This is a genomic window from Streptococcus sp. D2 (assembly GCF_006385825.1).
GTDB classification, from domain to species: Bacteria; Bacillota; Bacilli; order Lactobacillales; family Streptococcaceae; genus Streptococcus; species Streptococcus shenyangsis.
The window spans coordinates 107565-133321 of sequence record NZ_VFSI01000002.1; the positions used below are offsets into that span (position 1 = coordinate 107565).

General features: G+C 39.0%; 27 protein-coding genes and 2 pseudogenes. 23 read left to right on the forward strand and 6 right to left on the reverse strand.

The window, feature by feature from the left end; all coding sequences use genetic code 11:
- The first annotated feature begins 100 nt into the window (after positions 1-100).
- The 17 genes and pseudogenes from rplF to FJR73_RS01765 all read left to right on the forward strand — a co-directional run bounded on the left by rplF (position 101) and on the right by FJR73_RS01765 (position 11467).
- The gene (rplF, locus tag FJR73_RS01685) at positions 101-637 is read left to right on the forward strand and encodes a 50S ribosomal protein L6 (protein WP_000086640.1); all 537 of its coding nucleotides are present in this window, start codon (positions 101-103) and stop codon (positions 635-637) included.
- Positions 638-720: 83 nt separating this feature from the next.
- The gene (rplR, locus tag FJR73_RS01690; protein WP_000624044.1) at positions 721-1077 is read left to right on the forward strand and encodes a 50S ribosomal protein L18; all 357 of its coding nucleotides are present in this window, start codon (positions 721-723) and stop codon (positions 1075-1077) included.
- 17 nt (positions 1078-1094) lie between these two features.
- Complete coding sequence (gene rpsE, locus FJR73_RS01695) at positions 1095-1589, forward strand: 30S ribosomal protein S5 (RefSeq protein ID WP_000874202.1); 495 nt, start codon at positions 1095-1097, stop codon at positions 1587-1589.
- A gap of 13 nt (positions 1590-1602) precedes the next feature.
- The gene (gene rpmD, locus FJR73_RS01700; protein WP_000057241.1) at positions 1603-1785 is read left to right on the forward strand and encodes a 50S ribosomal protein L30; all 183 of its coding nucleotides are present in this window, start codon (positions 1603-1605) and stop codon (positions 1783-1785) included.
- 144 nt (positions 1786-1929) lie between these two features.
- Positions 1930-2370 carry a 50S ribosomal protein L15 gene (gene rplO / locus FJR73_RS01705; protein WP_000766087.1) on the forward strand — a complete coding sequence of 147 codons (441 nt, stop codon included), beginning with the start codon at positions 1930-1932 and terminating at the stop codon, positions 2368-2370.
- A gap of 12 nt (positions 2371-2382) precedes the next feature.
- On the forward strand, positions 2383-3693 hold the full coding sequence (gene secY, locus FJR73_RS01710) for a preprotein translocase subunit SecY (protein ID WP_000465402.1): 1311 nt from the start codon (positions 2383-2385) through the stop codon (positions 3691-3693).
- Positions 3694-3843: 150 nt separating this feature from the next.
- A complete protein-coding gene (locus FJR73_RS01715; protein ID WP_001050436.1) occupies positions 3844-4482 on the forward strand; it encodes an adenylate kinase in 639 nt (212 codons plus the stop codon).
- Between the two features lie 116 nt (positions 4483-4598).
- The gene (gene infA, locus FJR73_RS01720) at positions 4599-4817 is read left to right on the forward strand and encodes a translation initiation factor IF-1 (RefSeq protein WP_001029883.1); all 219 of its coding nucleotides are present in this window, start codon (positions 4599-4601) and stop codon (positions 4815-4817) included.
- Positions 4818-4841: 24 nt separating this feature from the next.
- Complete coding sequence (gene rpmJ, locus FJR73_RS01725) at positions 4842-4958, forward strand: 50S ribosomal protein L36 (protein WP_001808836.1); 117 nt, start codon at positions 4842-4844, stop codon at positions 4956-4958.
- A 17-nt stretch (positions 4959-4975) separates the two neighbouring features.
- A complete protein-coding gene (gene rpsM, locus FJR73_RS01730) occupies positions 4976-5341 on the forward strand; it encodes a 30S ribosomal protein S13 (protein WP_000090781.1) in 366 nt (121 codons plus the stop codon).
- Between the two features lie 17 nt (positions 5342-5358).
- Positions 5359-5742, forward strand: a complete 384-nt coding sequence (gene rpsK / locus FJR73_RS01735) for a 30S ribosomal protein S11 (protein WP_001118385.1) — start codon at positions 5359-5361, stop codon at positions 5740-5742.
- A gap of 42 nt (positions 5743-5784) precedes the next feature.
- Positions 5785-6720: a DNA-directed RNA polymerase subunit alpha gene (locus FJR73_RS01740; protein WP_140832953.1), complete on the forward strand. Its 936-nt coding sequence runs from the start codon at positions 5785-5787 to the stop codon at positions 6718-6720.
- Positions 6721-6731: 11 nt separating this feature from the next.
- Positions 6732-7118 (forward strand): 50S ribosomal protein L17, encoded by a 387-nt coding sequence (gene rplQ, locus FJR73_RS01745; protein WP_000331493.1) that lies wholly within the window; start codon positions 6732-6734, stop codon positions 7116-7118.
- Positions 7119-7382: 264 nt separating this feature from the next.
- On the forward strand, positions 7383-7649 hold the full coding sequence (locus tag FJR73_RS01750) for an ACT domain-containing protein (RefSeq protein ID WP_000644124.1): 267 nt from the start codon (positions 7383-7385) through the stop codon (positions 7647-7649).
- Between the two features lie 9 nt (positions 7650-7658).
- Positions 7659-8995 (forward strand): annotated as a pseudogene (locus tag FJR73_RS01755) (PFL family protein).
- Positions 8996-9012: 17 nt separating this feature from the next.
- Positions 9013-10542, forward strand: a complete 1530-nt coding sequence (locus tag FJR73_RS01760; protein ID WP_140832955.1) for an N-acetylmuramoyl-L-alanine amidase family protein — start codon at positions 9013-9015, stop codon at positions 10540-10542.
- Between the two features lie 232 nt (positions 10543-10774).
- Entirely contained in the window at positions 10775-11467 is a 693-nt protein-coding gene (locus FJR73_RS01765; protein ID WP_000241548.1) for a histidine phosphatase family protein, read from the forward strand.
- A 102-nt stretch (positions 11468-11569) separates the two neighbouring features.
- On the opposite strand, the gene FJR73_RS01770 is transcribed toward FJR73_RS01765, so the two are convergent.
- From FJR73_RS01770 to FJR73_RS01795, 6 genes are all read right to left on the reverse strand, one after another.
- Positions 11570-13228 (reverse strand): iron ABC transporter permease, encoded by a 1659-nt coding sequence (locus FJR73_RS01770; RefSeq protein ID WP_140832957.1) that lies wholly within the window; start codon positions 13226-13228, stop codon positions 11570-11572.
- Positions 13218-14309, reverse strand: coding sequence for an ABC transporter ATP-binding protein (locus FJR73_RS01775; protein WP_140832959.1), 1092 nt, complete (start codon positions 14307-14309; stop codon positions 13218-13220). The genes FJR73_RS01770 and FJR73_RS01775 overlap by 11 nt, the downstream gene beginning before the upstream one ends.
- A 12-nt stretch (positions 14310-14321) precedes the next feature.
- On the reverse strand, positions 14322-15368 hold the full coding sequence (locus tag FJR73_RS01780; RefSeq protein WP_061758910.1) for an ABC transporter substrate-binding protein: 1047 nt from the start codon (positions 15366-15368) through the stop codon (positions 14322-14324).
- 162 nt (positions 15369-15530) lie between these two features.
- Positions 15531-16571, reverse strand: a complete 1041-nt coding sequence (locus tag FJR73_RS01785; RefSeq protein WP_061758909.1) for an ABC transporter substrate-binding protein — start codon at positions 16569-16571, stop codon at positions 15531-15533.
- Between the two features lie 291 nt (positions 16572-16862).
- Positions 16863-17633, reverse strand: coding sequence for a response regulator (locus FJR73_RS01790; RefSeq protein ID WP_079114801.1), 771 nt, complete (start codon positions 17631-17633; stop codon positions 16863-16865).
- Positions 17626-18849 carry a sensor histidine kinase gene (locus tag FJR73_RS01795; RefSeq protein WP_257960422.1) on the reverse strand — a complete coding sequence of 408 codons (1224 nt, stop codon included), beginning with the start codon at positions 18847-18849 and terminating at the stop codon, positions 17626-17628. Before FJR73_RS01795 ends, FJR73_RS01790 begins: the two co-directional genes overlap by 8 nt.
- Before the next feature lie 573 nt (positions 18850-19422).
- Here FJR73_RS01795 and leuS point away from each other — a divergent pair.
- From leuS to FJR73_RS01825, 6 genes and pseudogenes are all read left to right on the forward strand, one after another.
- On the forward strand, positions 19423-21924 hold the full coding sequence (leuS, locus tag FJR73_RS01800; RefSeq protein ID WP_140832961.1) for a leucine--tRNA ligase: 2502 nt from the start codon (positions 19423-19425) through the stop codon (positions 21922-21924).
- A gap of 251 nt (positions 21925-22175) precedes the next feature.
- Positions 22176-23042 (forward strand): ABC transporter ATP-binding protein, encoded by an 867-nt coding sequence (locus FJR73_RS01805; protein WP_061758906.1) that lies wholly within the window; start codon positions 22176-22178, stop codon positions 23040-23042.
- Positions 23042-23884 (forward strand): ABC transporter permease, encoded by an 843-nt coding sequence (locus FJR73_RS01810; protein ID WP_140832963.1) that lies wholly within the window; start codon positions 23042-23044, stop codon positions 23882-23884. Before FJR73_RS01805 ends, FJR73_RS01810 begins: the two co-directional genes overlap by 1 nt.
- 18 nt (positions 23885-23902) lie before the next feature.
- Entirely contained in the window at positions 23903-24358 is a 456-nt protein-coding gene (locus FJR73_RS01815) for a LytTR family DNA-binding domain-containing protein (protein WP_125451132.1), read from the forward strand.
- Between the two features lie 9 nt (positions 24359-24367).
- Entirely contained in the window at positions 24368-24787 is a 420-nt protein-coding gene (locus FJR73_RS01820; protein ID WP_140832965.1) for a DUF3021 domain-containing protein, read from the forward strand.
- Between the two features lie 94 nt (positions 24788-24881).
- Positions 24882-25567 (forward strand): annotated as a pseudogene (locus FJR73_RS01825) (GNAT family N-acetyltransferase).
- Positions 25568-25757: the final 190 nt, after the last annotated feature.

Here is a 25757-nt window from a genome sequence, read left to right on the forward strand (position 1 = left end):
TCGTTAGAGCGTGTTCAGTTCAGCTTTTGAACTAAATAAGTATCTGAACCCCGTGAAAACTGGCCGTCTTGGCCTGACAATTTAACAGGAGAAAATAAACATGTCACGTATTGGTAATAAAGTTATCGTGTTGCCTGCTGGTGTTGAACTCACTAACAATGACAACGTTGTAACTGTAAAAGGACCTAAAGGAGAACTTACTCGTGAGTTCTCAAAAGATATTGAAATCCGTGTGGAAGGTACTGAAGTAACTCTTCACCGTCCAAACGATTCAAAAGAAATGAAAACTATCCACGGAACTACTCGTGCCCTTTTGAACAACATGGTTGTTGGTGTATCAGAAGGATTCAAGAAAGAACTTGAAATGCGCGGGGTTGGTTACCGTGCACAACTTCAAGGATCTAAACTTGTTTTGGCTGTTGGTAAATCTCATCCAGACGAAGTTGAAGCTCCAGAAGGAATTACTTTTGAACTTCCAAACCCAACAACAATCGTTGTTAGCGGAATTTCAAAAGAAGTAGTTGGTCAAACAGCTGCTTACGTACGTAGCCTTCGTTCACCAGAACCATATAAAGGTAAAGGTATCCGTTACGTTGGTGAATTCGTTCGCCGTAAAGAAGGTAAAACAGGTAAATAATGTTGAGTGGTTGAGAATCAACCACCAACCTATTTTCCAACTTTGTGCATAGCACACGATTTAAAACTAAAGAGGTGAAAACTGTGATTTCAAAACCAGATAAAAACAAACTCCGCCAAAAACGCCACCGTCGCGTTCGCGGAAAGCTCTCTGGAACTGCTGATCGCCCACGTTTGAACGTATTCCGTTCTAATACAGGCATCTACGCTCAAGTGATTGATGACGTAGCGGGTGTAACGCTCGCAAGTGCTTCAACTCTTGACAAAGAAGTTTCAAAAGGAACTAAAACTGAACAAGCCGTTGCTGTCGGTAAACTCGTTGCAGAACGTGCAAACGCTAAAGGTATTTCAGAAGTGGTGTTCGACCGCGGTGGATATCTATATCACGGACGTGTGAAAGCTTTGGCTGATGCAGCTCGTGAAAACGGATTGAAATTCTAATAGGAGGACACTAGAAAATGGCATTTAAAGACAATGCAGTTGAATTAGAAGAACGCGTAGTTGCTGTCAACCGTGTTACAAAAGTTGTTAAAGGTGGACGTCGTCTTCGTTTCGCAGCTCTTGTTGTTGTTGGTGACCACAACGGTCGCGTAGGATTTGGTACTGGTAAAGCTCAAGAAGTTCCAGAAGCAATCCGTAAAGCAGTAGATGATGCTAAGAAAAACTTGATCGAAGTTCCTATGGTTGGAACAACAATCCCACACGAAGTTCTTTCAGAATTCGGTGGAGCTAAAGTATTGTTGAAACCTGCTGTAGAAGGTTCTGGAGTTGCCGCTGGTGGTGCAGTTCGTGCCGTTGTGGAATTGGCAGGTGTGGCAGATATTACATCTAAATCACTTGGTTCTAACACTCCAATCAACATTGTTCGTGCAACTGTTGAAGGTTTGAAACAATTGAAACGCGCTGAAGAAGTTGCTGCCCTTCGTGGTATTTCAGTTTCTGATTTGGCATAAGAAAGGGGATAAAATGGCTCAAATTAAAATTACTTTGACTAAGTCTCCAATCGGACGCATTCCATCACAACGTAAAACTGTTGTAGCACTTGGACTTGGCAAATTGAACAGCTCTGTTATTAAAGAAGATAACGCTGCTATCCGTGGTATGATCACAGCAGTATCTCACTTGGTAACAGTTGAAGAAGTAAACTAATGAATTTTTAGGGGATGTGCACTATACCATCCCCTAAAACTAGATATAGTCATCTATGATGACGTCGTATAGGCGAGTTGATGGGGGAGACAACCTTTTCTCCCTTATCGGCGCTAGCATTTTACAAAAGAGGAGAAAATAAAAATGAAACTTCATGAATTGAAACCTGCAGAAGGTTCTCGTAAAGTACGTAACCGCGTTGGTCGTGGTACTTCATCAGGTAACGGTAAAACATCTGGTCGTGGTCAAAAAGGTCAAAAAGCTCGTAGCGGTGGCGGAGTTCGCCTTGGTTTTGAAGGTGGACAAACTCCATTGTTCCGTCGTCTTCCAAAACGTGGATTCACTAACATCAACGCTAAAGAATACGCAATTGTGAACCTTGACCAATTGAACGTCTTTGAAGATGGTGCTGAAGTAACTCCAGTTGTTCTTATCGAAGCAGGAATTGTTAAAGCTGAAAAATCAGGTATTAAAATTCTTGGTAACGGTGAGTTGACTAAGAAATTGACTGTAAAAGCAGCTAAATTCTCTAAATCAGCTGAAGAAGCTATCACTGCTAAAGGTGGTTCAGTAGAAGTCATCTAAGAGAGGTGACCTATGTTTTTTAAATTATTAAGAGAAGCTCTTAAAGTCAAGCAGGTTCGATCAAAAATTTTATTTACAATTTTTATCGTTTTGGTCTTTCGTATCGGAACTAGCATTACAGTTCCTGGTGTGAATGCCAATAGCTTGAATGCTTTAAGTGGATTATCCTTCTTAAACATGTTGAGCTTGGTCTCAGGGAATGCCATGAAAAACTTCTCAGTTTTTGCTCTTGGTGTTAGTCCCTACATTACGGCCTCTATCGTTGTCCAACTCTTGCAAATGGATATTTTACCCAAATTTGTAGAGTGGGGTAAACAAGGGGAAGTAGGTCGAAGAAAATTGAATCAAGCTACTCGTTATATTGCTCTAGTTCTCGCTTTTGTGCAATCTATCGGGATTACAGCTGGTTTTAATACTTTGGCTGGAGCTCAATTGTTGAAAACAGCTCTTACTCCACAAGTCTTTATCATGATTGGTATCATCTTAACAGCTGGTAGCATGATTGTGACGTGGTTGGGAGAGCAAATTACAGATAAGGGATACGGAAATGGTGTTTCTATGATTATCTTTGCCGGGATTGTTGCCTCAATTCCAGAGATGATTCAGGGCATCTATGTGGACTACTTTGTGAACGTCCCAAGTGACCGTATCAACTCATCTATTATTTTTGTAATCATTTTGATTATTACTGTATTGTTGATTATATACTTTACAACTTATGTTCAACAAGCAGAATACAAAATTCCAATCCAATATACTAAGGTTGCACAAGGCGCTCCATCTAGCTCTTACCTTCCTTTGAAAGTAAACCCTGCTGGAGTTATCCCTGTTATCTTTGCAAGTTCGATTACTGCGGCGCCAGCAGCTATTCTACAGTTTTTAAGCGCTACAGGTCATGATTGGGCTTGGGTAAGAACAGCACAAGAAATGCTGGCAACAACTTCACCAACAGGTATTGCTATGTATGCTTTGTTGATTATTCTCTTTACATTCTTCTATACGTTTGTGCAGATTAATCCTGAAAAAGCGGCAGAGAACCTACAAAAGAGCGGTGCCTATATCCATGGAGTTCGTCCTGGTAAAGGTACAGAAGAATATATGTCTAAACTTCTTCGTCGTCTTGCAACTGTTGGTTCCCTCTTCCTTGGTGTGATTTCCATTTTACCGATTGTAGCAAAGGATGTTTTCGGACTTTCAGAAGCAGTTGCTTTTGGAGGAACTAGTCTTTTGATCATTATCTCTACAGGTATTGAAGGAATCAAACAATTGGAAGGTTACCTATTGAAACGTAAGTATGTTGGTTTCATGGACAGAACAGAATAAGAGTATTTACTGAATTGGTAAATGCTGAGGGAGTGGAGGTTTAAACTCTGACATTTGTGAGAGTTTGGTCTCCCCTCTTCTATTTTGTTTTTAAATAGGGGTGAAAAGACTTTTTGCTTCTATTTAAAAATAAAATAAGGAGATCAAATCATGAATCTTTTGATTATGGGCTTACCTGGTGCAGGTAAGGGAACTCAAGCAGCAAAAATCGTAGAACAATTCCATGTTGCACATATCTCAACAGGTGATATGTTCCGCGCTGCAATGGCAAATCAAACTGAAATGGGTGTTCTTGCTAAGTCATACATTGACAAGGGTGAATTGGTTCCTGACGAAGTTACAAATGGAATCGTAAAAGAACGTCTTTCACAAGATGATATTAAAGAAACAGGATTCTTGTTGGATGGTTACCCACGTACAATCGAACAAGCTCATGCCTTGGATAAAACATTGGCTGAACTTGGCATCGAACTAGAAGGTGTTATCAACATCGAAGTGAATCCAGACAGCCTCTTGGAACGTTTGAGTGGTCGTATCATCCACCGCGTAACTGGAGAAACTTTCCACAAGGTCTTTAACCCACCAGTTGACTATAAAGAAGAAGATTATTACCAACGTGAAGATGATAAGCCCGAGACAGTAAAACGTCGTTTGGATGTAAATATTGCTCAAGGGGAACCAATCATTGCTCACTACCGTGCCAAAGGTTTGGTTCATGACATCGAAGGTAATCAAGATATCAATGATGTCTTCTCAGATATCGAAAAAGTATTGACAAATTTGAAATAAAGCGTTTTTCACACTTGCAAAAATCCGCTACAAATGTTATACTGAGATAGTCTGACTTATAATTGTTGTCTCTGTGTCTAGAGGCATCGAATCGAAATTTATGGAGGTGCTTTTGCGTGGCAAAAGACGATGTGATTGAAGTTGAAGGCAAAGTAGTTGATACAATGCCGAATGCAATGTTTACGGTTGAACTTGAAAATGGACATCAGATTTTAGCAACAGTTTCTGGTAAAATTCGTAAAAACTATATTCGTATTTTAGCGGGAGATCGTGTTACTGTCGAAATGAGTCCATATGACTTGACACGTGGACGTATCACTTACCGCTTTAAATAATCGAAAAACTTGGAGGGATAAGAAATGAAAGTAAGACCATCGGTCAAACCAATTTGCGAATACTGTAAAGTTATTCGTCGTAATGGTCGTGTTATGGTAATTTGCCCAGCAAATCCAAAACACAAACAACGTCAAGGATAAGATAGAAAGGAGAAAACATGGCTCGTATTGCTGGAGTTGACATTCCAAATGACAAACGCGTAGTAATCTCATTGACTTATGTTTATGGTATCGGACTTGCAACATCTAAGAAAATTTTGGCTGCTGCTGGAATCTCAGAAGATGTTCGTGTACGTGATCTTACATCAGATCAAGAAGATGCTATCCGTCGTGAAGTGGATGCAATCAAAGTTGAAGGTGACCTTCGTCGTGAAGTAAACTTGAACATCAAACGTTTGATGGAAATCGGTTCATACCGTGGTATCCGTCACCGTCGTGGACTTCCTGTCCGTGGACAAAACACTAAAAACAACGCTCGCACTCGTAAAGGTAAAGCTGTTGCGATCGCTGGTAAGAAAAAATAATATAGGAGGTAAAAGTCTTGGCTAAACCAACACGTAAACGTCGTGTGAAAAAGAATATCGAATCTGGTATTGCTCATATTCACGCTACATTTAATAACACTATTGTTATGATTACTGATGTGCATGGTAATGCAATTGCTTGGTCATCAGCTGGTGCTCTTGGTTTCAAAGGTTCTCGTAAATCTACACCATTCGCTGCTCAAATGGCTTCTGAAGCTGCTGCTAAATCTGCACAAGAACACGGTCTTAAATCAGTTGAAGTTACTGTAAAAGGTCCAGGTTCTGGTCGTGAGTCAGCTATTCGTGCGCTTGCTGCCGCTGGTCTTGAAGTAACAGCAATTCGTGATGTGACTCCAGTGCCACACAATGGTGCTCGTCCTCCAAAACGTCGCCGTGTATAATCATCGCATTACACTGCTTTTCGTTTAAGAGGGAGTAACTAAATGATCGAGTTTGAAAAACCAAATATAACAAAAATTGATGAAAATAAAGATTATGGCAAGTTTGTAATCGAACCACTTGAACGTGGCTACGGTACAACTCTTGGTAACTCTCTTCGTCGTGTACTTCTAGCTTCTCTACCAGGAGCAGCTGTGACATCTATCAACATTGATGGTGTGTTACATGAGTTTGACACAGTTCCAGGTGTTCGTGAAGACGTGATGCAAATCATTCTGAACATTAAAGGAATTGCAGTGAAATCGTACGTTGAAGACGAAAAAATCATCGAACTAGATGTTGAAGGTCCTGCTGAAGTAACAGCTGGTGACATTTTGACAGATAGCGATATTGAAATTGTAAATCCAGATCATTATCTCTTTACAATCGGTGAAGGTTCTTCTCTAAAAGCGACTATGACTGTTAACAGTGGTCGTGGATATGTACCTGCTGATGAAAATAAAAAAGATAATGCACCAGTTGGAACACTTGCTGTAGATTCTATTTATACACCAGTTACGAAAGTCAACTATCAAGTGGAACCTGCTCGTGTAGGTAGCAATGATGGATTTGACAAACTAACCCTTGAAATCTTGACAAATGGAACAATTATTCCAGAAGATGCTTTAGGGCTTTCAGCACGTATTTTGACAGAACATCTTGATTTGTTTACAAATCTTACTGAGATTGCTAAGTCAACTGAAGTGATGAAAGAAGCTGACACTGAATCTGACGACCGTATTTTGGATCGTACGATTGAGGAACTGGACTTGTCTGTGCGTTCATACAACTGTTTGAAACGTGCCGGTATCAATACTGTGCATGATTTAACAGAAAAATCTGAAGCAGAGATGATGAAAGTACGAAATATTGGACGCAAGAGTTTGGAAGAAGTGAAACTCAAACTCATTGATTTGGGTCTTGGATTAAAAGATAAATAAAGGAGGAATACATGGCTTACCGTAAACTAGGACGCACTAGCTCACAACGTAAAGCAATGCTTCGCGATTTGACAACTGACCTTTTGATCAACGAATCAATTGTGACAACTGAAGCTCGTGCTAAAGAAATCCGTAAAACTGTTGAAAAAATGATTACTCTAGGTAAACGTGGTGATTTGCATGCACGTCGTCAAGCAGCTGCTTTCGTACGTAATGAAATCGCATCTGAAAACTATGATGAAGCAACTGATAAGTACACTTCTACTACAGCACTTCAAAAATTGTTCTCAGAAATTGCACCTCGTTATGCTGAACGTAACGGTGGATACACTCGTATCCTTAAAACTGAACCACGTCGTGGTGATGCAGCGCCAATGGCGATCATCGAATTAGTATAAAATCATCAATTTTGTTGAGTGTTATGATGATGGAGTCTTGTGCTCTTAGTCTAGCTCTGGTCTACCGCTAGGATTTCGGTCCTAGCGGGAACACTCATCATAAGTTGGGATAGTAGACGCTTGTTTACGAAATTGTTTTTTTCCTAAGAACAACTTCGTAAGCAGGCGTTTTTGAGTATTTTAGTTAGAATTATGCTATACTATTTAAGAAGAAATCTGTTTAATGTTCAGGTTTCCTATTTTAAGAAGAATTGGAGTTTGCTTATGAAAGCGATTATAACTGTTGTTGGTAAAGATAAATCTGGAATTGTTGCAGGTGTTTCTGGTAAAATTGCAGAATTGGGTTTGAATATTGATGATATCTCTCAAACTGTATTGGATGAATATTTCACGATGATGGCTGTCGTCTCTAGTGATGAAAAACAAGATTTCACTTATCTTCGTAATGAATTTGAAGCTTTTGGGCAAACTTTGAATGTGAAAATTAATATTCAAAGTGCTGCGATTTTCGAAGCTATGTATAATATCTAGGAGGTGCACATGGATATTAGACAAGTTACTGAAACTATAGCTATGATTGAGGAGCAAAACTTCGATATCAGAACCATTACCATGGGGATTTCCCTTTTGGACTGTATCGATCCAGATATCAATAGTGCTGCGGAGAAAATTTATCAAAAGATTACGAGCAAGGCGGCTAATTTAGTGGCTGTTGGCGATGAGATTGCAGCTGAGTTGGGAATTCCTATCGTTAATAAGCGTGTATCGGTGACTCCTATTTCTCTGATTGGAGCAGCGACAGATGCGACAGACTATGTGGTTCTGGCAAAAGCGCTTGATAAGGCTGCGAAAGAGATTGGTGTGGACTTTATTGGTGGTTTCTCTGCCTTGGTACAAAAAGGTTATCAAAAGGGAGATGAGATTCTAATCAATTCTATTCCTCGTGCTTTGGCTGAAACGGATAAGGTTTGCTCGTCAGTTAATATTGGCTCAACCAAGTCTGGTATTAATATGACGGCTGTGGCAGATATGGGACGAGTTATTAAGGAAACGGCTAATCTATCAGATATGGGAGCGGCCAAGTTGGTTGTATTTGCTAATGCTGTTGAGGACAATCCATTTATGGCGGGTGCCTTTCATGGTGTTGGGGAGGCAGATGTTATCATCAATGTCGGAGTTTCTGGTCCTGGTGTGGTGAAACGTGCCTTGGAAAAAGTTCGTGGAGAGAGCTTTGACGTAGTAGCCGAAACAGTTAAGAAAACTGCCTTTAAAATCACTCGTATCGGTCAATTGGTTGGTCAAATGGCCAGTGAGAGACTGGGTGTGGAGTTTGGTATTGTGGACTTGAGTTTGGCGCCAACTCCTGCGGTTGGAGATTCTGTTGCACGTGTCCTTGAGGAAATGGGGCTAGAAACAGTTGGAACACACGGGACGACGGCTGCCTTGGCACTCTTGAACGACCAAGTTAAGAAGGGCGGAGTGATGGCCTGCAACCAAGTCGGTGGTTTGCTGGTGCCTTTATTCCTGTTTCTGAGGATGAAGGAATGATTGCTGCAGTGCAAAATGGCTCTCTTAATCTGGAAAAACTAGAAGCTATGACGGCTATCTGTTCCGTTGGTTTGGATATGATTGCCATCCCAGAAGATACGCCTGCTGAAACCATTGCGGCTATGATTGCGGATGAGGCTGCAATTGGTGTCATTAATATGAAAACAACAGCTGTTCGTATCATTCCTAAAGGAAAAGAAGGAGACATGATTGAGTTTGGTGGTCTATTAGGTACTGCACCCGTTATGAAGGTCAATGGGGCTTCGTCTGTTGATTTCATCTCTCGTGGAGGACAAATCCCAGCACCAATTCATAGTTTTAAAAATTAAGAAAATAGGAGAAAATGATGAAAAAAGAAATGAAACATGCTTTAGTAGCTTTAGGACTGTCGACTTTACTAGTCCCAACTTTCGCCAATCAAGTAGTTTATGCGCAGGAAGAAAGCCATGAAACTACCACTAGTGTGAGTCCAGAAGATATTAAGAAAATGATAGAGGAAACGAAAGATGATTTACAAAATTTCAAAAAGCAAGTAGAACATCGTCTCTTTGAAGAAATTGACAAAGGAGAATGGGATATAGTCTCTATTTCCAAGAGTGATGTAAGCTCTATTAAGGATGAATTGAGAGAAGAACTTAATAACAATTTAAAATATTCTATGGAACAGTTAGAGAATCTAAGAAACTATAGCTTAGAAAGAAAAATTCCTTTGAAAGAGTTATCAAAGATTTTATCAGATTTTAAAAAATCGCAATTAAGCTACATTAATGGCGATGGAGAAAAAGGTAATCATTTTGCCTATAGAATGAAGCATGCTGTTGCTAAACTTGCTATATTAAAGAAAAAGAATCTTGTAATTTCTCAAGTAAATAATGATTCTCACTATACAGAATTAGAGAAAAAAGAAATGTTAGATAGAGTTTCGAGATACTACTCACCTGGTTTTCATCAATCTGGTTTTGATGAAGATAATGATAAGTATTTAACTTTATTTAATAATCAAGATAATTTAAACACATATCTTAAGAAAGTTTCTCTATTTTTATCTAACAATCATTATCCGATTTCTACAGTACCTAAAGAAAAGAATATCCGAGAAATTAATGCTGTTGCCTTTATGGAGAAGACGGCTATTAGTAATGATGATACACTTTCGAAAGCAGAAAAGATTTCTATGTTTAGTAAGATTGATGATATAGTTGAAGAAGGGATACACAAAGTTAAGAGGGAAGCTGGTCTTTTACATGAGGAGGAACCTGAATTAGTACACATGCTATCCCCTGAGGAGCTATCTGTATTTACTAAGCGTATCGAAGATGTTTACCAAGGAAAAGCTAAGCCTAAGGTGACAAAAGAAGAGGCTATTCAAGCAGTTTCTACTGGGACTTCATCCTCAGTTTCAACTTCATCTCAATCTACCGTTACAGCTAATGAAGAGACTAAGAAAGATCATCAAGCAAGTAAGTGGTTTAAAGAGTCTGGTAAATGGTACTACAATGACCTTTCTGGTAATCTTGTAAGAAACCGTTGGGTAGGCCGTTATTATCTAAAAGCAGATGCTTCAATGGCTGCGAGTGAATGGATTTATGATGATGATTATAAGAGCTGGTTTTATGTAGATTCAACTGGTAGTTATGTAGAGAAAGCTTGGCAGGGAGAATATTACCTAAAACGTGGTGGTTACATGGCTAAGAGTGAGTGGGTATTTGATTCTCAGTATGATAGTTGGTATTATCTGAACCAAGACGGCAAGTACGCTCGTAATCAATGGATTAAGGATGGAGATAAGTGGTATTACTTGCTAGCTGATGGGAAATTAGCAAAAAATATGACCATTAACGGTTATAAAGTAAATGAAAAAGGTGAATGGGTTTAATTTTTTAAGTTCTATTTAAGGTTGGCTGTGTATACTATAATCATTAAATAAAGACCTCCTAATATTATTTGAAACAGATAATACTGATTTAGTTTGAATTTGATTTTCATCTAATATCTTTATTTAATAGAACTCCTAAACTTTTTCATAATAATCTCCTGCAAAAGTCGCCTGTATGGGTGGCTTTTGTTTTATCATCCATGATATAATAGAAGCAAACGGAGGACGGAAAATGGTAAAAGTACGATTGTATTTGGTACGTCATGGCAAGACCATGTTTAACACGATTGGTCGCGCGCAAGGTTGGAGCGATACTCCCTTAACAGCTGAAGGTGAACGAGGAATTCAAGAATTAGGAATCGGTTTGCGAGAATCTGGTTTACAGTTTGAGCGCGCTTATTCGAGTGATTCTGGTCGCACCATTCAGACAATGGGAATCATCCTTGATGAACTTGGCTTGCAGGGAAAAATCCCTTATCGCATGGACAAGCGTATCAGAGAATGGTGTTTTGGTAGTTTTGACGGAGCCTACGATGGCGATCTTTTCATGGGCATTATTCCTCGTATCTTTAATGTGGACCATGTTCATCAATTGTCTTATGCTGAACTGGCTGAGGGCTTGGTAGAGGTCGATACAGCTGGTTGGGCTGAAGGCTGGGAAAAACTCAGTGGTCGAATCAAGGAAGGTTTTGAAGCGATTGCCAAAGAAATGGAAGAACAAGGTGGGGGCAATGCTCTCGTTGTCAGCCATGGAATGACCATTGGAACCATTGTTTATCTGATTAATGGTATGCATCCGCATGGTCTCGATAATGGTAGCGTGACAATCCTTGAATATGAGGACGGGCAGTTTAGCGTTGAAGTTGTCGGTGACCGTAGTTACCGAGAACTAGGACGGGAGAAGATGGAGGAAGCCTCTATTTAATTAGTCTAGACTTGCTTGCTCTGAACTAGGGATTTAATAAGAATATCAAGATAAGAAAAAACAGCCGAGGATAATCTTTTCGGCTGTTTTTGATGGGGGAAACTAAAGTGTAATGCTGTTGCTTTTAGAGATTTTCATAAACAAGAGCAAGGAAGCTACTGTTAGAACAGTCAGGATAGTTGACAAGGCTGCAGCTACACCGTAATTTCCTCTGAGAACTTCTGTATAAATGGCTACAGTCATTGTTCTTGTTTTGACATTGTAGAGGAGGATAGAAGTAGAGAGTTCTGAAATCATTGTGACCCAAGATAGGATGGCTCCAGAAATAATACCAGATAGCATCATTGGAGTTGTAATCTTGGCAAAGGTATTGAGACGGCTACTTCCTAAGCTTTCAGCAGCTTCTTCAATACTTGGTGCTATTTGTTGCAAGCTAGCAACAGATGAGCGAATAGTATACGGTAATCTTCTGACAGATAGGGACATAATTAAGATGAAAGCTGTCCCTGTAATCATAAGAAATCCACTTCCAAATAGACCAGTATTGAAAGAAGAAATGAAGGCAATCCCTAGAACGGTTCCTGGTACAATATAAGGTACCATACTGAGGCTGTCAATTAAGTTTGTAAACAAATTCCGTTTTCTAACGGCTAGGTAGGAGATAAATGTTGCGAATAGGACAACTAGAACTAAGGCAATCAAAGGGATACGAATAGTATTGAAAATAGCAGATCCCATACGATTGAAAGCTACCTTGTAACTGTTTAGAGAATAGCCTTTGACAAATACCATACCTGATGTTTTTAGGAAAGAAGTATAAATCAAGTAGACTTGAGGTAGAACAGAGAACAAGATAATTCCGTAGACTGTCGCATAAATGGCAGCCATTTTTCCTTTTGTAGTTTTTTTAGGCTCAATTGGATGGAGCGAATTCATACTGAAACTGTAGCGATTTGAAATGTATTTTTGGATAAGGAAAATTGCTAAGGCAATGATAATCGCCATAATTGCTAAAGCAGATGCAAAAGCAGAATTTCCTCCAACCTCGCTAATAAATTGGGTATAAATCAAGACCGGGAAAGTCCGATATCCTTCACCAATTAACATCGGTGTTCCAAAGTCTGAGAATGCTCTCATAAATACAAGCAGGGCAGCCGCTAGTAAGGTTGGAACTAGGAGAGGTAAAATAACCGTTACGATACGCTTAAATCCGAAGGAACCCATGCTTTCAGCGGCTTCAAGTAGAGAATTGTCAATACTTTTCATTGTCCCAGCAACGTATAGAAATACCAGTGGAAATAGTTGAAGTGTAAAGACAAGTACAATTCCTTTGAATCCATAAATATCGATAGCTGGAAGATGAAGGGTATTTGTCAGGAATTTAGTAATGACCCCATTTCGTCCTAGCAAGAGAATCCAGGAGTAGGCTCCCACGAAAGGAGCTGACATGGAAGCAATGATAATCAATATTTGTAGAAATTTCTTTCCCTTGAAATCATACATGGAAAAGAGGTAAGCTAATAGGGTTCCTACGACTAAGGAAGTGACAGTAGCGGTAATGGAAACCTTGAAACTGTTGACTAGTGTCTCAGAGTAGTAGGCTTTACTAAAGAAAGTGACAAAATTAGCTAGTGAGAATTGTCCTTCATGTATGAGTGCTTGCTTGAGCACGGTAACGATAGGATAAACGAGAAAGACAAGATAGGTAAGAAAGATGAAGAAAGAGGAGGCTGTCCAAATATTTAGTTTTTTACGTTCCATGGTTGACTCCTTTTATCAGGTTTTGAGAACCATCTGCAGAAAAGACGTTTAATTTTTGAGTATTGATTCGTAGACGAATACGATCGCCTTTTTGTAGATCTTCTTCAAAAGTTGATTCTTCGCTAACTTGAATTTTTGAGGCAAAGCCTGTCTCGATGAAGTATTCAGTATTCAGTCCAAGATAGACGCTATCGCTAATAATTCCTTCAATATCACCAGATTCATCTTTGATAAACTCTTCAGGACGAATGCTTACATGAATAGCTTGTGCATCAGCCTGATCAAGAGCTGGCATTCGAAGAGCATAGCCATCTGAAAAGACGATATAAGCGCCGTCGCTCCGTTTTTCAAGATTGGCAGGGATAATATTTGTGCGTCCGATAAAGGTTGCTACAAACTCATTAGCTGGTTTATGATAGAGTTCTTTTGGCCGACCGATTTGTTGGATGACTCCGTCTTTCATAACAGCAATTTGGTCTGAAATAGCCATAGCTTCTTCTTGGTCGTGGGTCACATAAACAGTTGTAATTCCCACTTCGTGTTGGATTTCTCGAATAGCTTGACGCATATCCAAGCGAAGTTTGGCATCTAGGTTACTAAGTGGTTCGTCCATGAGGAGAACACTTGGATTAACAGCTAAGGCACGTGCCAAGGCGACACGTTGTTGTTGTCCCCCACTGAGTTTATCGGGCTTTCGATCCGCATATTGAGCAATTTGCATGAGTTCAAGATATTTATTGGTTTGTTGAATCAATTCTTCTTTTGGAACCTTCTTTTGCTTGAGACCAAAAGCGACATTATCTCGGACAGTCAAATGTGGGAAAATAGCGTAGTTTTGGAAAACCATCCCGATATTGCGTTTGCTGGGTTCCATATTATTGATTTTTGTATCATCGAAGTAAAATTCTCCGCCTTCGATACTGTTGAAACCTGCAATCATACGAAGAAGTGTCGTTTTCCCACACCCTGAAGGTCCAAGAAGGGTAAAGAGACTTCCTTTTGGAATTGTAATGTTCAAATTCTCAATAACAGGGACATCGTGGTAGATTTTTTTGGCGTTAATAATTTTGATCTCACTCATAGTGAACCTCTTTTACTGTTTAGATTGGATATCTGTAAAGACTTCGTTGTATTTTTTAACGATATCTGATTTATTCTTGATGACATAATCATAATCTTCAGTGAGTGTTTTGATTTTGTCAATTGGTTTCATATTTTCGCTCGTTTTAGCATTTTTACGAACAGGACGGTTAGTAGTGGTTGTACCAAGTGTATCTTGTACTTCTTGAGAGATAATAAAATCGATAAATTTCTTGGCATTTTCCATATTTTTCGCTTTTTTAACGATAGCAGCACTAGCAGGTAGGAAGACTGTTCCTTCTTTTGGATAGACTACCTTAATGTTAGCTCCGTCATTTAAGAGTTTAACTGCTGGATCTTCATAAGAGAGACCAACAGCCATTTCTCCGTCAGCGACTGCTTTATAGACACCAGATGAGCTTGAACCGATTTTACCATCAATAAGTGTGAAGAGATCTTTTACATAAGACCAAGCTTTATCGTCTTTGTAACCACCTTGAGCTTGTAGCATATTTGTTAATTGAGCAAAGGCGCTAGAAGAGTTTGCTGGGTCAGCAGTTGCGATTTTTCCTTTTAGTTCAGGTTTGAGAAGGTCGCTATATCCTTCGATGTTCATGCCTTTCGTTAAATCAGGATTGATGATTAAAACACTACCATCTAGTGTATAAGGTGTAGAGTAGCCAGTTGTGTTTTGATATTCTTTGATAACATTATCATTTTCTTTTGAAGTATAGTTTTCAAAGAGTTCTCCGTGGGTAGCATATTGTGTATAAGAACCACCAAAGATGACATCAGCTACAGGAGCTTCTTTTTCTGACTCTAGTTTTTTGAAAAGTTCTCCAGTGCCAGCTTGAATCAGTTCTACTTTGATACCATATTTCTCTTCAAAGGCAGGAATAGTTGCTCCGATTAAGCCCTCTGAGTTTGGTGAATAAACGACTAGCGAACCGCCGTCTCCTTTATCAGATGAACCGCCATCGGCAGATTCATTAGAAGAACAAGCAGCAAGACCAAAAAGAGCTAGTCCGCAAGCAGCATAATACATCCATTTCTTTTTCATGATGGATACCTCCGTTGTGTTATTTAAGTTTATTTTAAAACAATGTAAGCGTTTTTAAAACCGATAATTCTATTCTATTAGAGTAAAATTCTCTACAAAAACGGAAGTAATCATTTTGATTTTATAGTAGAGTTTGACAGTTAATCACTGTCAAGTCAAATTTTATTTTTTAGATTGGATATCTGTAAAAATGTCATTGTACTTTTTAAGAATGGCGGATTTGTTTTTAATGACATAATTGGAATCTTCAGTGGCAATATTGATTTCTGTCATAGCCTTCATATTTTTATTGGTTTTAGCATTTTTACGAATAGGTCGGATTGTAGTTTCGGTTCCTAGCTTATCTTGGATTTCTTGTGAAAGGAGGAAGTCGATAAATTTCTTGGCATTTTCCATGTGTTTAGCGTTTTTGACGATAGCTGCATTACCAGGTAAAAAGACGGTTCCTTCTTTCGGATAAATGACTTTTACATCAACTCCATCATTTAAGAGTTTTAAGGCAGGATCTTCATAGGTTAGTCCTACAGCCATTTCTCCATCGGCGACAGCTTTGTAAACATTTGAAGAGCTAGATGCAATCTTTCCATCTACTAGGGTAAAGAGATTTTTCACATAGGTCCAAGCTTGTTCATTTTCGTATCCACCTTGGTCCACAAGCATATTTGTTAATTGAGCAAATGCGCTAGAAGCATTACTAGGATCAGCAGTAGCAATTTTTCCTTTTAATTTAGGATTGAGTAGATCATTGTAACCTTCAATTTTTATATCTTTTGTAAGGGCTGAATTGGCAATGATAACACTGACATCCAGTGTATAAGGTGTGTAGAATCCTGTTTTATTTTGATATTCAGGGATTATCTGGTCGTTCTCTTGAGAAATATAAGGTTCAAAAAGATTTTCGTTAGAAGAGAAGAGGGCGTAGGAGCCTCCGAAAATGACATCAGCTACAGGGGATTCTTTTTCGGCCTCAGCTTTTTTGAACAATTCACCAGTGCTGGCTTGTACTAAATCAACCTTAATACCATATTTTTCTTCGAAGGCTGGGATTGTTTCTTCGATAAGGTCTTCAGGATTAGGTGAGTAGACAACTAAAGTGTTATCTGAATCTTTTTCAGAGCTAGTTTCCGCTTCTATAGGTGAAGAACATCCTGATAAAGAAAGGAATATCCAGCTAAAAGAGAGAAAGAATAGTATTTTTTTCATAAGTATCTCCTTTTTACGAACATTTTCTCTACCTAGATTGTTAATGTTTTTAAATTGTAGAGTCCTACAGGATATAATAAAAACCTTAAAGAAATCTAAAACGAAAAATAGGAAATGAGTTCCTAGAGCAAGGATTGGTGAATTTTAGCTGTGATTTTGATGGTAATACTCTTCAAAACACGTCGCTTTATCTGCAATCTCAAAGCTATGATTTGAGTAGTTAGCACTTTGATTTTCATTGAGTAAAAGTACAAAATAAAAAGATTGCCTGAGCTGAGCAATCCTTTTACATCAATGGTTTTTATCCATGAGTTTTAATTCTTTTGGAGAAATATGGAGATATTTTTTAAAAACTTTGGCAAAATATTTATAGTCTGAAAATCCAACTTGTTCAGAGATATCGCTTAAGGGAGAATTAGGGGATTCAGCCATTTTATCTATAGCTTGCTTGAGGCGGTAGCGTAAGATATATTCATTTAGCGTCATTGGGAAGTCTTCTTTGATAACCTTATATAGATAACTTTCGCTATACCCTAGATTCTCTGCAATGCTAGAAATGGTAAAGTGCATACAGTAGTGTTGATGCACAAATTCAAGAATTTGCTGAATGATTTGGTTTTGTGTATCAACTTGTTGGATAGAGGTGAGTAAAGTTTGATACTCTTCTAAAAAAGGAGTTTCTTGACGAGTGCTAACTCGTAATCGCAAAACAATTTTTTGAAGACATTCTGTCAACTCCTTGGTATCAATTGGTTTGGATAAGAAATCAACTGCTCCATATTGCATGGCTTTTTTGGCATTTTGAAAATCGTTATAACCTGATAAGATAACTTTTTCATAAGAAAGAGTACGAGTAGCTTCGAACATCATAAAAGCATCCATAATTGGCATTGTGATGTCTGTTAAGACAATATGAGGTTCTTTTTCTTGGATGAGTTTCATTCCCTCTTGACCGTGACTGGCAGTTCCTACGACTTGGATACCTAAGGCAGAGTAGTCTATGGCAATCTCTAGCCATTTTCGAATGAGGTGTTCGTCCTCTACGATAATGAGCTTAAACATGAGTTAGTCCTTTCGTTATAAATTTGACCCAAGTTTCTCCTTGGCGATTGACTCCTAAATCTAGCTGGACATCAGAAAAGAAATTGCTCAATCGTTTATAGCTGTTCACGATGCCATGCTGGGTATGAGGGCTTTCTAAAGAGTCTAAAATAGCGAGTCGCTCTTGTTTTGTGAGCCCTCCGGCGTTATCCTTGACTAAAAAAGTCAGAGAATCTGCTTCCCAGGTAATTTGGATATCTATATGAAGATCAATACGGTATTGCATCCCATATTTTATAGCATTTTCTACTAGAGGAAGCAAGAAAAGTTTAGGAATAGGCTGATTATCGACAGTTTCTGGGCAGACAATATCATAGGAAAAGTGCTCGAAACGAATCTTATGAATAATCAGGTAATCCTCTATAATCTTTAAATCCTGACAAATGGTTGTTTCTTTTTCTAAATCGGTGATACTGTAGCGAAGAATGCGCGTAAGGTTTTGAATCAGGTCTTGTGTGAGAGCTGCATCCATTAAAGAAGTGACTTTAATCGTCTCAAGTGTATTGTAGAGAAAATGAGGATTGAACTGAGCTTCCAGCATTTTTCTTTCAAAAATCCACTTTTCTTTTTCTATGGTCAACATTTTTTGATGAAGTTGATCTAATTCGTACAACATATTGTTGATTTTTTCTGCCATAAACTCAAACTCATCACCTGTTTGTAGAGAAAGCCTTTTTTCTGCTTGTTTGGGAATTTCTTGAAGTTGGTAAACCAAGCTTTCAATAGGAACAGCGTTGTGTGTAGCAATTTTGTGAGCAATTCGTCTTGCTTGCCAGAAGTAGAGGAAGAATATACATAAGGTGAGAATGGAGGCTAGGCCAAGTAAGCTAGGAATAGGAAAGAAGGATTGAAAAGTATAGATTGAAAAAATAGCACCGACTTTTTCTTTTTGAACAATAAGCGGTTCGTTCGCATACCAGTGGGTGCGAGAGTGTAGGAGTTTTTCATCAAATTTTTCAAGAGTGGAACGAGTAAATTGATTTGTATTGTTGGAAAACATATTACCAAAGTTATCGGTAATGATGTATTTAGAATTTATCATTGGGAAACTTGAGATGAAATCATTCTCATTTACGAAAGCAATCGTATAGGCTATAACTCGTTGGTTTTGAAGTAGTGGTTTGATAAAGAGTGTGTAATGTTGTTTATCTGAAGAGAGTGCAATTTTTTCTGTCACTTTTTCTTGAGAAGGATTTTGAATGAGCAGTTTTAGATAGTAGGGAGATAAAATACTTTCTTGATGATTTCGATTGGTACTAAATAGTAATTCACCTGCATCACTTAGGATAATGAGGTCAGAACTAAGTTTTAATTTAGCTTTGGTCTCGTAAAATAAGCTAAAGACTTCTCGCTCTGTGTGTTTGCCATCCAAAAATCCAGGAATCATTTTATGGTTCATAGTAGTCAGGAGCTCATTATTTGCTTCTTTCATTTCTTGAACCTGTTTTACAATCTGTCTTGTGTCTTTGGAGAGTTGCTGCTTTTGTAAAAAATAGGAAAAACCAAAAAGTAAAATGAGTAGTAAAAGAGAGGTCATAAAAGCTGCGATAGAGCTTCTATGGAGAATTTCTTTTTGGAGAGATTTTTTAAAGGAATGAGACATTCGCTACCTCCTTGGAAGGGTTTTCTGTTATAAGTATAGCAGTTTAAAAATTCTAGAGCAAGGTAAAATAGAAAAGTATAGAATAGAACGAGACCAAATTCCCTCAAAAATGGTATAATAGTAACATCACAAAATTGGAGAGAGACCATGAGTTTTTACAATCATAAAGAAATTGAGCCTAAGTGGCAGAGCTACTGGGCAGAACATCATACATTTAAGACAGGAACAGATGCATCAAAACCGAAGTTTTATGCTCTCGATATGTTCCCTTATCCGTCTGGAGCTGGTCTGCACGTAGGACACCCAGAAGGCTATACCGCAACCGATATCCTCAGTCGTTACAAACGTGCGCAAGGCTACAATGTCCTTCACCCAATGGGTTGGGATGCTTTTGGTTTGCCTGCAGAGCAATACGCTATGGATACTGGTAATGACCCAGCAGAATTTACAGCTGAGAACATTGCCAACTTCAAACGCCAAATCAATGCGCTTGGATTTTCTTATGACTGGAATCGTGAAGTCAATACAACAGATCCAAACTACTACAAGTGGACGCAATGGATTTTTACTAAGCTTTATGAAAAAGGCTTGGCCTATGAAGCGGAAGTGCCAGTAAACTGGGTTGAGGAACTCGGAACAGCTATCGCTAATGAAGAAGTGCTTCCTGATGGAACTTCTGAGCGTGGAGGCTATCCAGTTGTTCGCAAACCAATGCGCCAATGGATGCTCAAAATCACGGCATATGCAGAGCGTTTGCTTAATGACTTAGATGAACTAGATTGGCCAGAGTCTATCAAGGACATGCAACGCAACTGGATTGGGAAATCAACTGGTGCAAATGTAACCTTCAAGGTTAAGGGAACTGATAAGGAATTTACTGTCTTTACCACTCGTCCTGATACCCTTTTCGGTGCGACTTTCACAGTCTTGGCTCCTGAGCATGACTTGGTTGACGCTATCACAAGCCCAGAGCAAGCAGATGCAGTAGCAGACTACAAACACCAAGCTAGCCTCAAATCTGACTTGGCTCGTACAGACCTTGCCAAAGAAAAAACAGGGGTTTGGACTGGTGCTTATGCCATCAACCCTGTCAATGGCAAGGAAATTCCAATCTGGATTGCGGACTATGTTCTTGCTAGTTATGGAACAGGTGCTGTAATGGCTGTGCCTGCCCACGATCAACGTGACTGGGAATTCGCCAAACAATTTGACCTTCCAATCGTAGAAGTCCTTGAAGGTGGAAACGTAGCAGAAGCTGCCTACACAGAGGATGGTCTTCATGTCAATTCAGACTTCCTAGATGGATTGAACAAAGAAGAAGCTATTGCTAAGATTGTGTCCTGGTTGGAAGAAAACGGCTGTGGTCAGGAGAAAGTTACCTACCGTCTCCGCGACTGGCTCTTTAGCCGTCAACGTTACTGGGGTGAGCCAATTCCTATCATTCATTGGGAAGATGGGACATCAACAGCTGTTCCTGAAAGTGAATTGCCACTTGTCTTGCCTGTAACCAAGGACATCCGCCCTTCAGGTACAGGGGAAAGTCCACTAGCTAACTTGACAGACTGGCTTGAAGTGACTCGTGAAGATGGTGTCAAAGGTCGTCGTGAAACCAACACCATGCCACAGTGGGCAGGTTCAAGCTGGTACTACCTCCGCTATATTGACCCACACAATACTGAGAAATTGGCCGATGAGGATCTCCTCAAACAATGGTTGCCAGTAGATATCTACGTGGGTGGTGCAGAGCATGCCGTTCTTCACTTGCTTTACGCTCGTTTCTGGCATAAATTCCTCTATGATCTCGGTGTTGTTCCGACTAAGGAACCATTCCAAAAACTCTTTAACCAAGGAATGATCTTGGGAACAAGCTACCGTGACCACCGTGGGGCTCTTGTGGCAACTGATAAGGTTGAAAAACGTGACGGCTCCTTCTTCCACATGGAAACAGGAGAAGAGTTGGAGCAAGCACCAGCCAAGATGTCTAAATCCCTCAAGAACGTTGTTAACCCAGATGATGTTGTGGAACAATACGGTGCTGACACCCTTCGTGTCTATGAAATGTTCATGGGACCACTTGATGCTTCGATTGCTTGGTCTGAAGAAGGTCTGGAAGGAAGCCGTAAATTCTTGGACCGTGTTTACCGTTTGATTACAAGTAAAGAAATCGCTGCGGAAAACAATGGCGCTCTTGACAAGGTTTATAACGAAACCGTTAAAGCTGTCACAGAACAAATCGAATCATTGAAATTCAACACAGCTATTGCCCAACTTATGGTCTTTGTCAACGCGGCTAACAAGGAAGAAAAACTTTATGTAGACTACGCCAAAGGCTTCGTTCAGTTGATTGCACCATTTGCACCTCACTTGGCAGAAGAGCTCTGGCAAACAGTTGCAGCAACAGGTGAGTCAATCTCTTACGTGGCTTGGCCAACATGGGACGAAAGCAAATTGGTTGAAGACGAAATCGAAATCGTTGTCCAAATCAAAGGAAAAGTTCGTGCCAAACTCATGGTCGCTAAAGACCTATCACGCGAAGAATTGCAAGAGATTGCTCTAGCTGATGAAAAAGTCAAAGCAGAAATTGACGGTAAGGAAATCGTCAAGGTGATTGCGGTACCTAACAAACTCGTTAATATCGTCGTTAAATAACGAGTTTATTAGCTCTATTTGCCACCTTCAATGGTCCACTGGACTATTGAAGCCAACTAAATTGGTTAATATTGTTGTGAAATAAGATAAGAATCCTTCAGAGTAGAATCTGGAGGATTTTTTGAATGAAAAATATAATCCTGTTTCCGTCATCTCACCACTTAACCTCTCATTTTAACCACCTATCTCAAAAGTCGATTTTTCTTTCATACTTTTTGTTAAACTGATGAGGTAAAGAGGAGGAACTAAATATGATTTTACAAGCTAAACATTTGACTAAACGGTACGGCGATCATATGGCTGTTGACGATATTCAGTTAGAGTTTGAAAAAGGGAGTTTTAATGCTATTTTGGGTCCCAATGGTGCAGGAAAATCAACCACCATTTCCATGTTAATCGGTTTGAAAAAGCCGACAAAAGGTCAGATTCGATATGCGCCAAATACGAAAATAGGAGTTGTTTTTCAAGCTAGTGTACTGGATGAGATGTTGACAGTTAGGGAAAATCTTACGATTCGTGCTCAACAGTATAAGGAGATTGCAGCAAGTCGTGTGGATGATTTGATCCATCAACTGGGTTTGACTGCTTTCCAGAAGCAACTATATGGGACTTTGTCAGGTGGGCAAAAACGTAGGGTTGATATTGCGCGTGCTCTTCTTTCACAGCCAGATATTCTTTTCTTAGATGAACCAACGACAGGTCTAGATATTCAGACTCGCAAAGCCATTTGGGATTTATTGTCTCGACTACAAAAGGATGAAGGGATGACTATTATCTTAACGACTCATTATCTGGATGAAGCGGATGAAGCAAATCAGATCTATATCGTTGATCATGGGAAAGTGATTGCGCAAGGTTCTGCGACGGCTATTAAAAGTCAGTATGCATCTAATATCCTAAAAATTCGTTTTAAAGAAATGAAGGATTTAGAAAAGTTGTTACAGACTGGAATGACAGTAAAGGAAGAAAATGAGTTGGAATATCTTTTTTATCCAAGGACATCACTGGAAGCTATTGAATATTTGGCAAAAGTACGAGAAGAAATTGATTCTTTTGAGTTTCGTCCAGGTACCATGGATGATGCCTTTATTGCACTTACAGGAAGAGAGGTTCGGTAATGTTAGCTTTATTGAAACGGAATTTTATCTTATATTTTCGTAATCGTTCAGGAGTATTTTTCTCATTATTGGGGGCATTGATTTCCTTCCTCCTTTATATCATTTTTTTGCAGAAGAACTTGACGGATGCTTGGTCCCAACTCCCTGATAATACGAACCTTTTAAATAACTGGCTGATGGGTGGGACCTTGGCTGTGACTGGGATTACAACCAGTTTTACGGCTCTTACACAAATGGTACAGGATCGTGAAAATCAAGTGGATCAAGATCTCTTCTTGACAGATTTAGGTATCTGGGGTTTACAGATGTCCTATCTAATCAGTAGTATTGCCATTTCTTTTGTTATGCAGGTGTTTATGTTTGCTGTTATGGGGCTTTATTTTAAAGAAAGTCCAGTTATCAGTCATTTACCGGAAATTACTTTGATTATGTTGTTAAGTAGTCTGCTTTCAAGTTTGATAAATATTCTCTTGATTTATCGTTTTCAATCTGTAGATAGTCTTGGCAAACTGGCAACTATAGTGGGAACTGCTTCTGGATTTTTAGTAGGAACTTATGTCCCTATTGGAGTTTTACCTGATTTTGCACAGATTATCATGAAGTGTACCCCTGCAACTTATATTGCTTCTCTCTATCGACAAATTTTAATGAAAGAACCATTAGAGACCGCATTTACAGGAAATAGCAGCTTGTTAAAGGAATTTCAAGAAAAAATGGGAATCCAAATCAACTGGCAAGAACTATTGACAAAGGAAGAGACATACTTTATAGTGGTTATTATATGTCTCGTCGCTATTCTTCTTTGGCTTTTATTTGTTAAAGTATTTAGCAAGAGAAAATAAAAGTATATTGGAGAGAAAATGAAGATTCGTTTTGAAATGAAGGCAGAGTTTTCAGAAAAGGACCCACATATTGTAATTCAGGCAGCTCAGTTAACCGGCCAAGCAAGGGAAATCATGGAGTATTTAGAACAATTTTCAACGACCAATCAGGTGGCCATTCCTATTCGAACGGATGATTATCTGGTTATGGTGAAAATTGAGGATCTTATTCTAGCTGATATTGACAAGAATTTATTAACCATTTATACGGTAGATGGGATTTATAAAACTAAGGAAACATTGATAAATTTTCAGAATCGGATTAATCGGCGTAACTTTATACAGATATCACGCCATTCAATTATAAACATTGACCACTTAGAATCGTTATCAGATAGTTTTTCAGGGAACATGATGGCTAAAATGACTCGGGGCATCAAATCTAGTGTGAGTCGGAAATACGTTAAGTCCTTAATGAATTATCTAGGTTTATAGGAGAAAATCATGAAACGATTAATTGATTATTTTGTATCGGGAATGCGTACGGCTTCTTTCTTTTATTTGAGTATGATGTTATTAGCTCAGTGTTATCCAGGTATTACCTATCCTGAACCAATGATAAAAAATATTCTAGCTCTGTTTTTAATGGGTGGAATTATGGGGGTATTGACTTTAATCCTTGAAAAGCTAGAGTTTCTTGCTTTTAGTATACGTGTAGGAGTTCATTTATTAGTGACAGCTACTATCTTAGTATTGATCTCTCTATTTTTGGGCTGGGGTTCAGCCTTGTGGAGTCCCTTGCTTTGGTTCTTTTTCTTGTTAATTTATGGATTGATATGGTTGTATCAAATCTGGCAAACTCACAAACTCACTCAACGAATTAATCAAGCCTTAGAGGATAAAAGACAGAAAACGGGTCACTAATATAGTGTTGAGGATGAAGTTTTAAGCCAGTGCCAGTTTCCAAAGAGAACAATTTGTGATATAGTATTTTCAGCGTAAAACAAGGAGAAGAAAAATGCCAGTAAACGAATATGGTCAGATGATTGGTGAGTCAATGGAAGGTTATACACCAGGTGCACTGCCTTCTATTGATTTTTTAGAAGGGCGTTATGCTCGAATAGAGGCTCTCTCTGTAGAAAAGCATGCGGAGGATTTATTAGCTGTTTATGGCCCTGATACGCCTCGGGAAATGTGGACCTACCTCTTTCAGGAGTCAGTCGCAGATATAGAGGAGTTGGTCAGCCTTTTAAATCAGATGTTGGCTCGTAAGGATCGCTTTTACTATGCGATTGTAGACAAGGCAACTGGTAAGGCTTTGGGAACATTTTCTCTCATGCGCATTGACCAGAATAACCGAGTAATAGAAGTGGGAGCTGTCACTTTCTCTCCAAAACTCAGGGGGACACGGATAGGAACAGAAGCCCAGTATCTCTTGGCTTGCTATGTCTTTGAGAAGCTTAACTATCGTCGCTATGAGTGGAAATGCGATGCCTTAAATCTGCCATCCAGACGAGCAGCGGAACGTTTAGGTTTTGTCTATGAAGGGACCTTCCGCCAGGCAGTGGTTTATAAGGGACGTACGAGAGATACGGATTGATTGATAAGGACTGGCCAAAAGTCAAAGCTCGATTGGAAACATGGTTGGATCCTGAAAACTTTGATAAAAATGGACGACAGCACAAGAGCTTGAGAGAGCTTTAAGAGGTGTTATAGAGGAATGACTTGGATAAACAGAGAAAAATAACAAAACTTGTTTTTTCTTAAGCAAAATTTAAGACTGGTCTAGTATTATATAACCATTAAATAAAGACCTCCTAACTTTATTTAATGAAATCCTAAAACTTTTTTCATCATAATCTCCTAATGAAGTCACCCAATCAGGTGGCTTTTT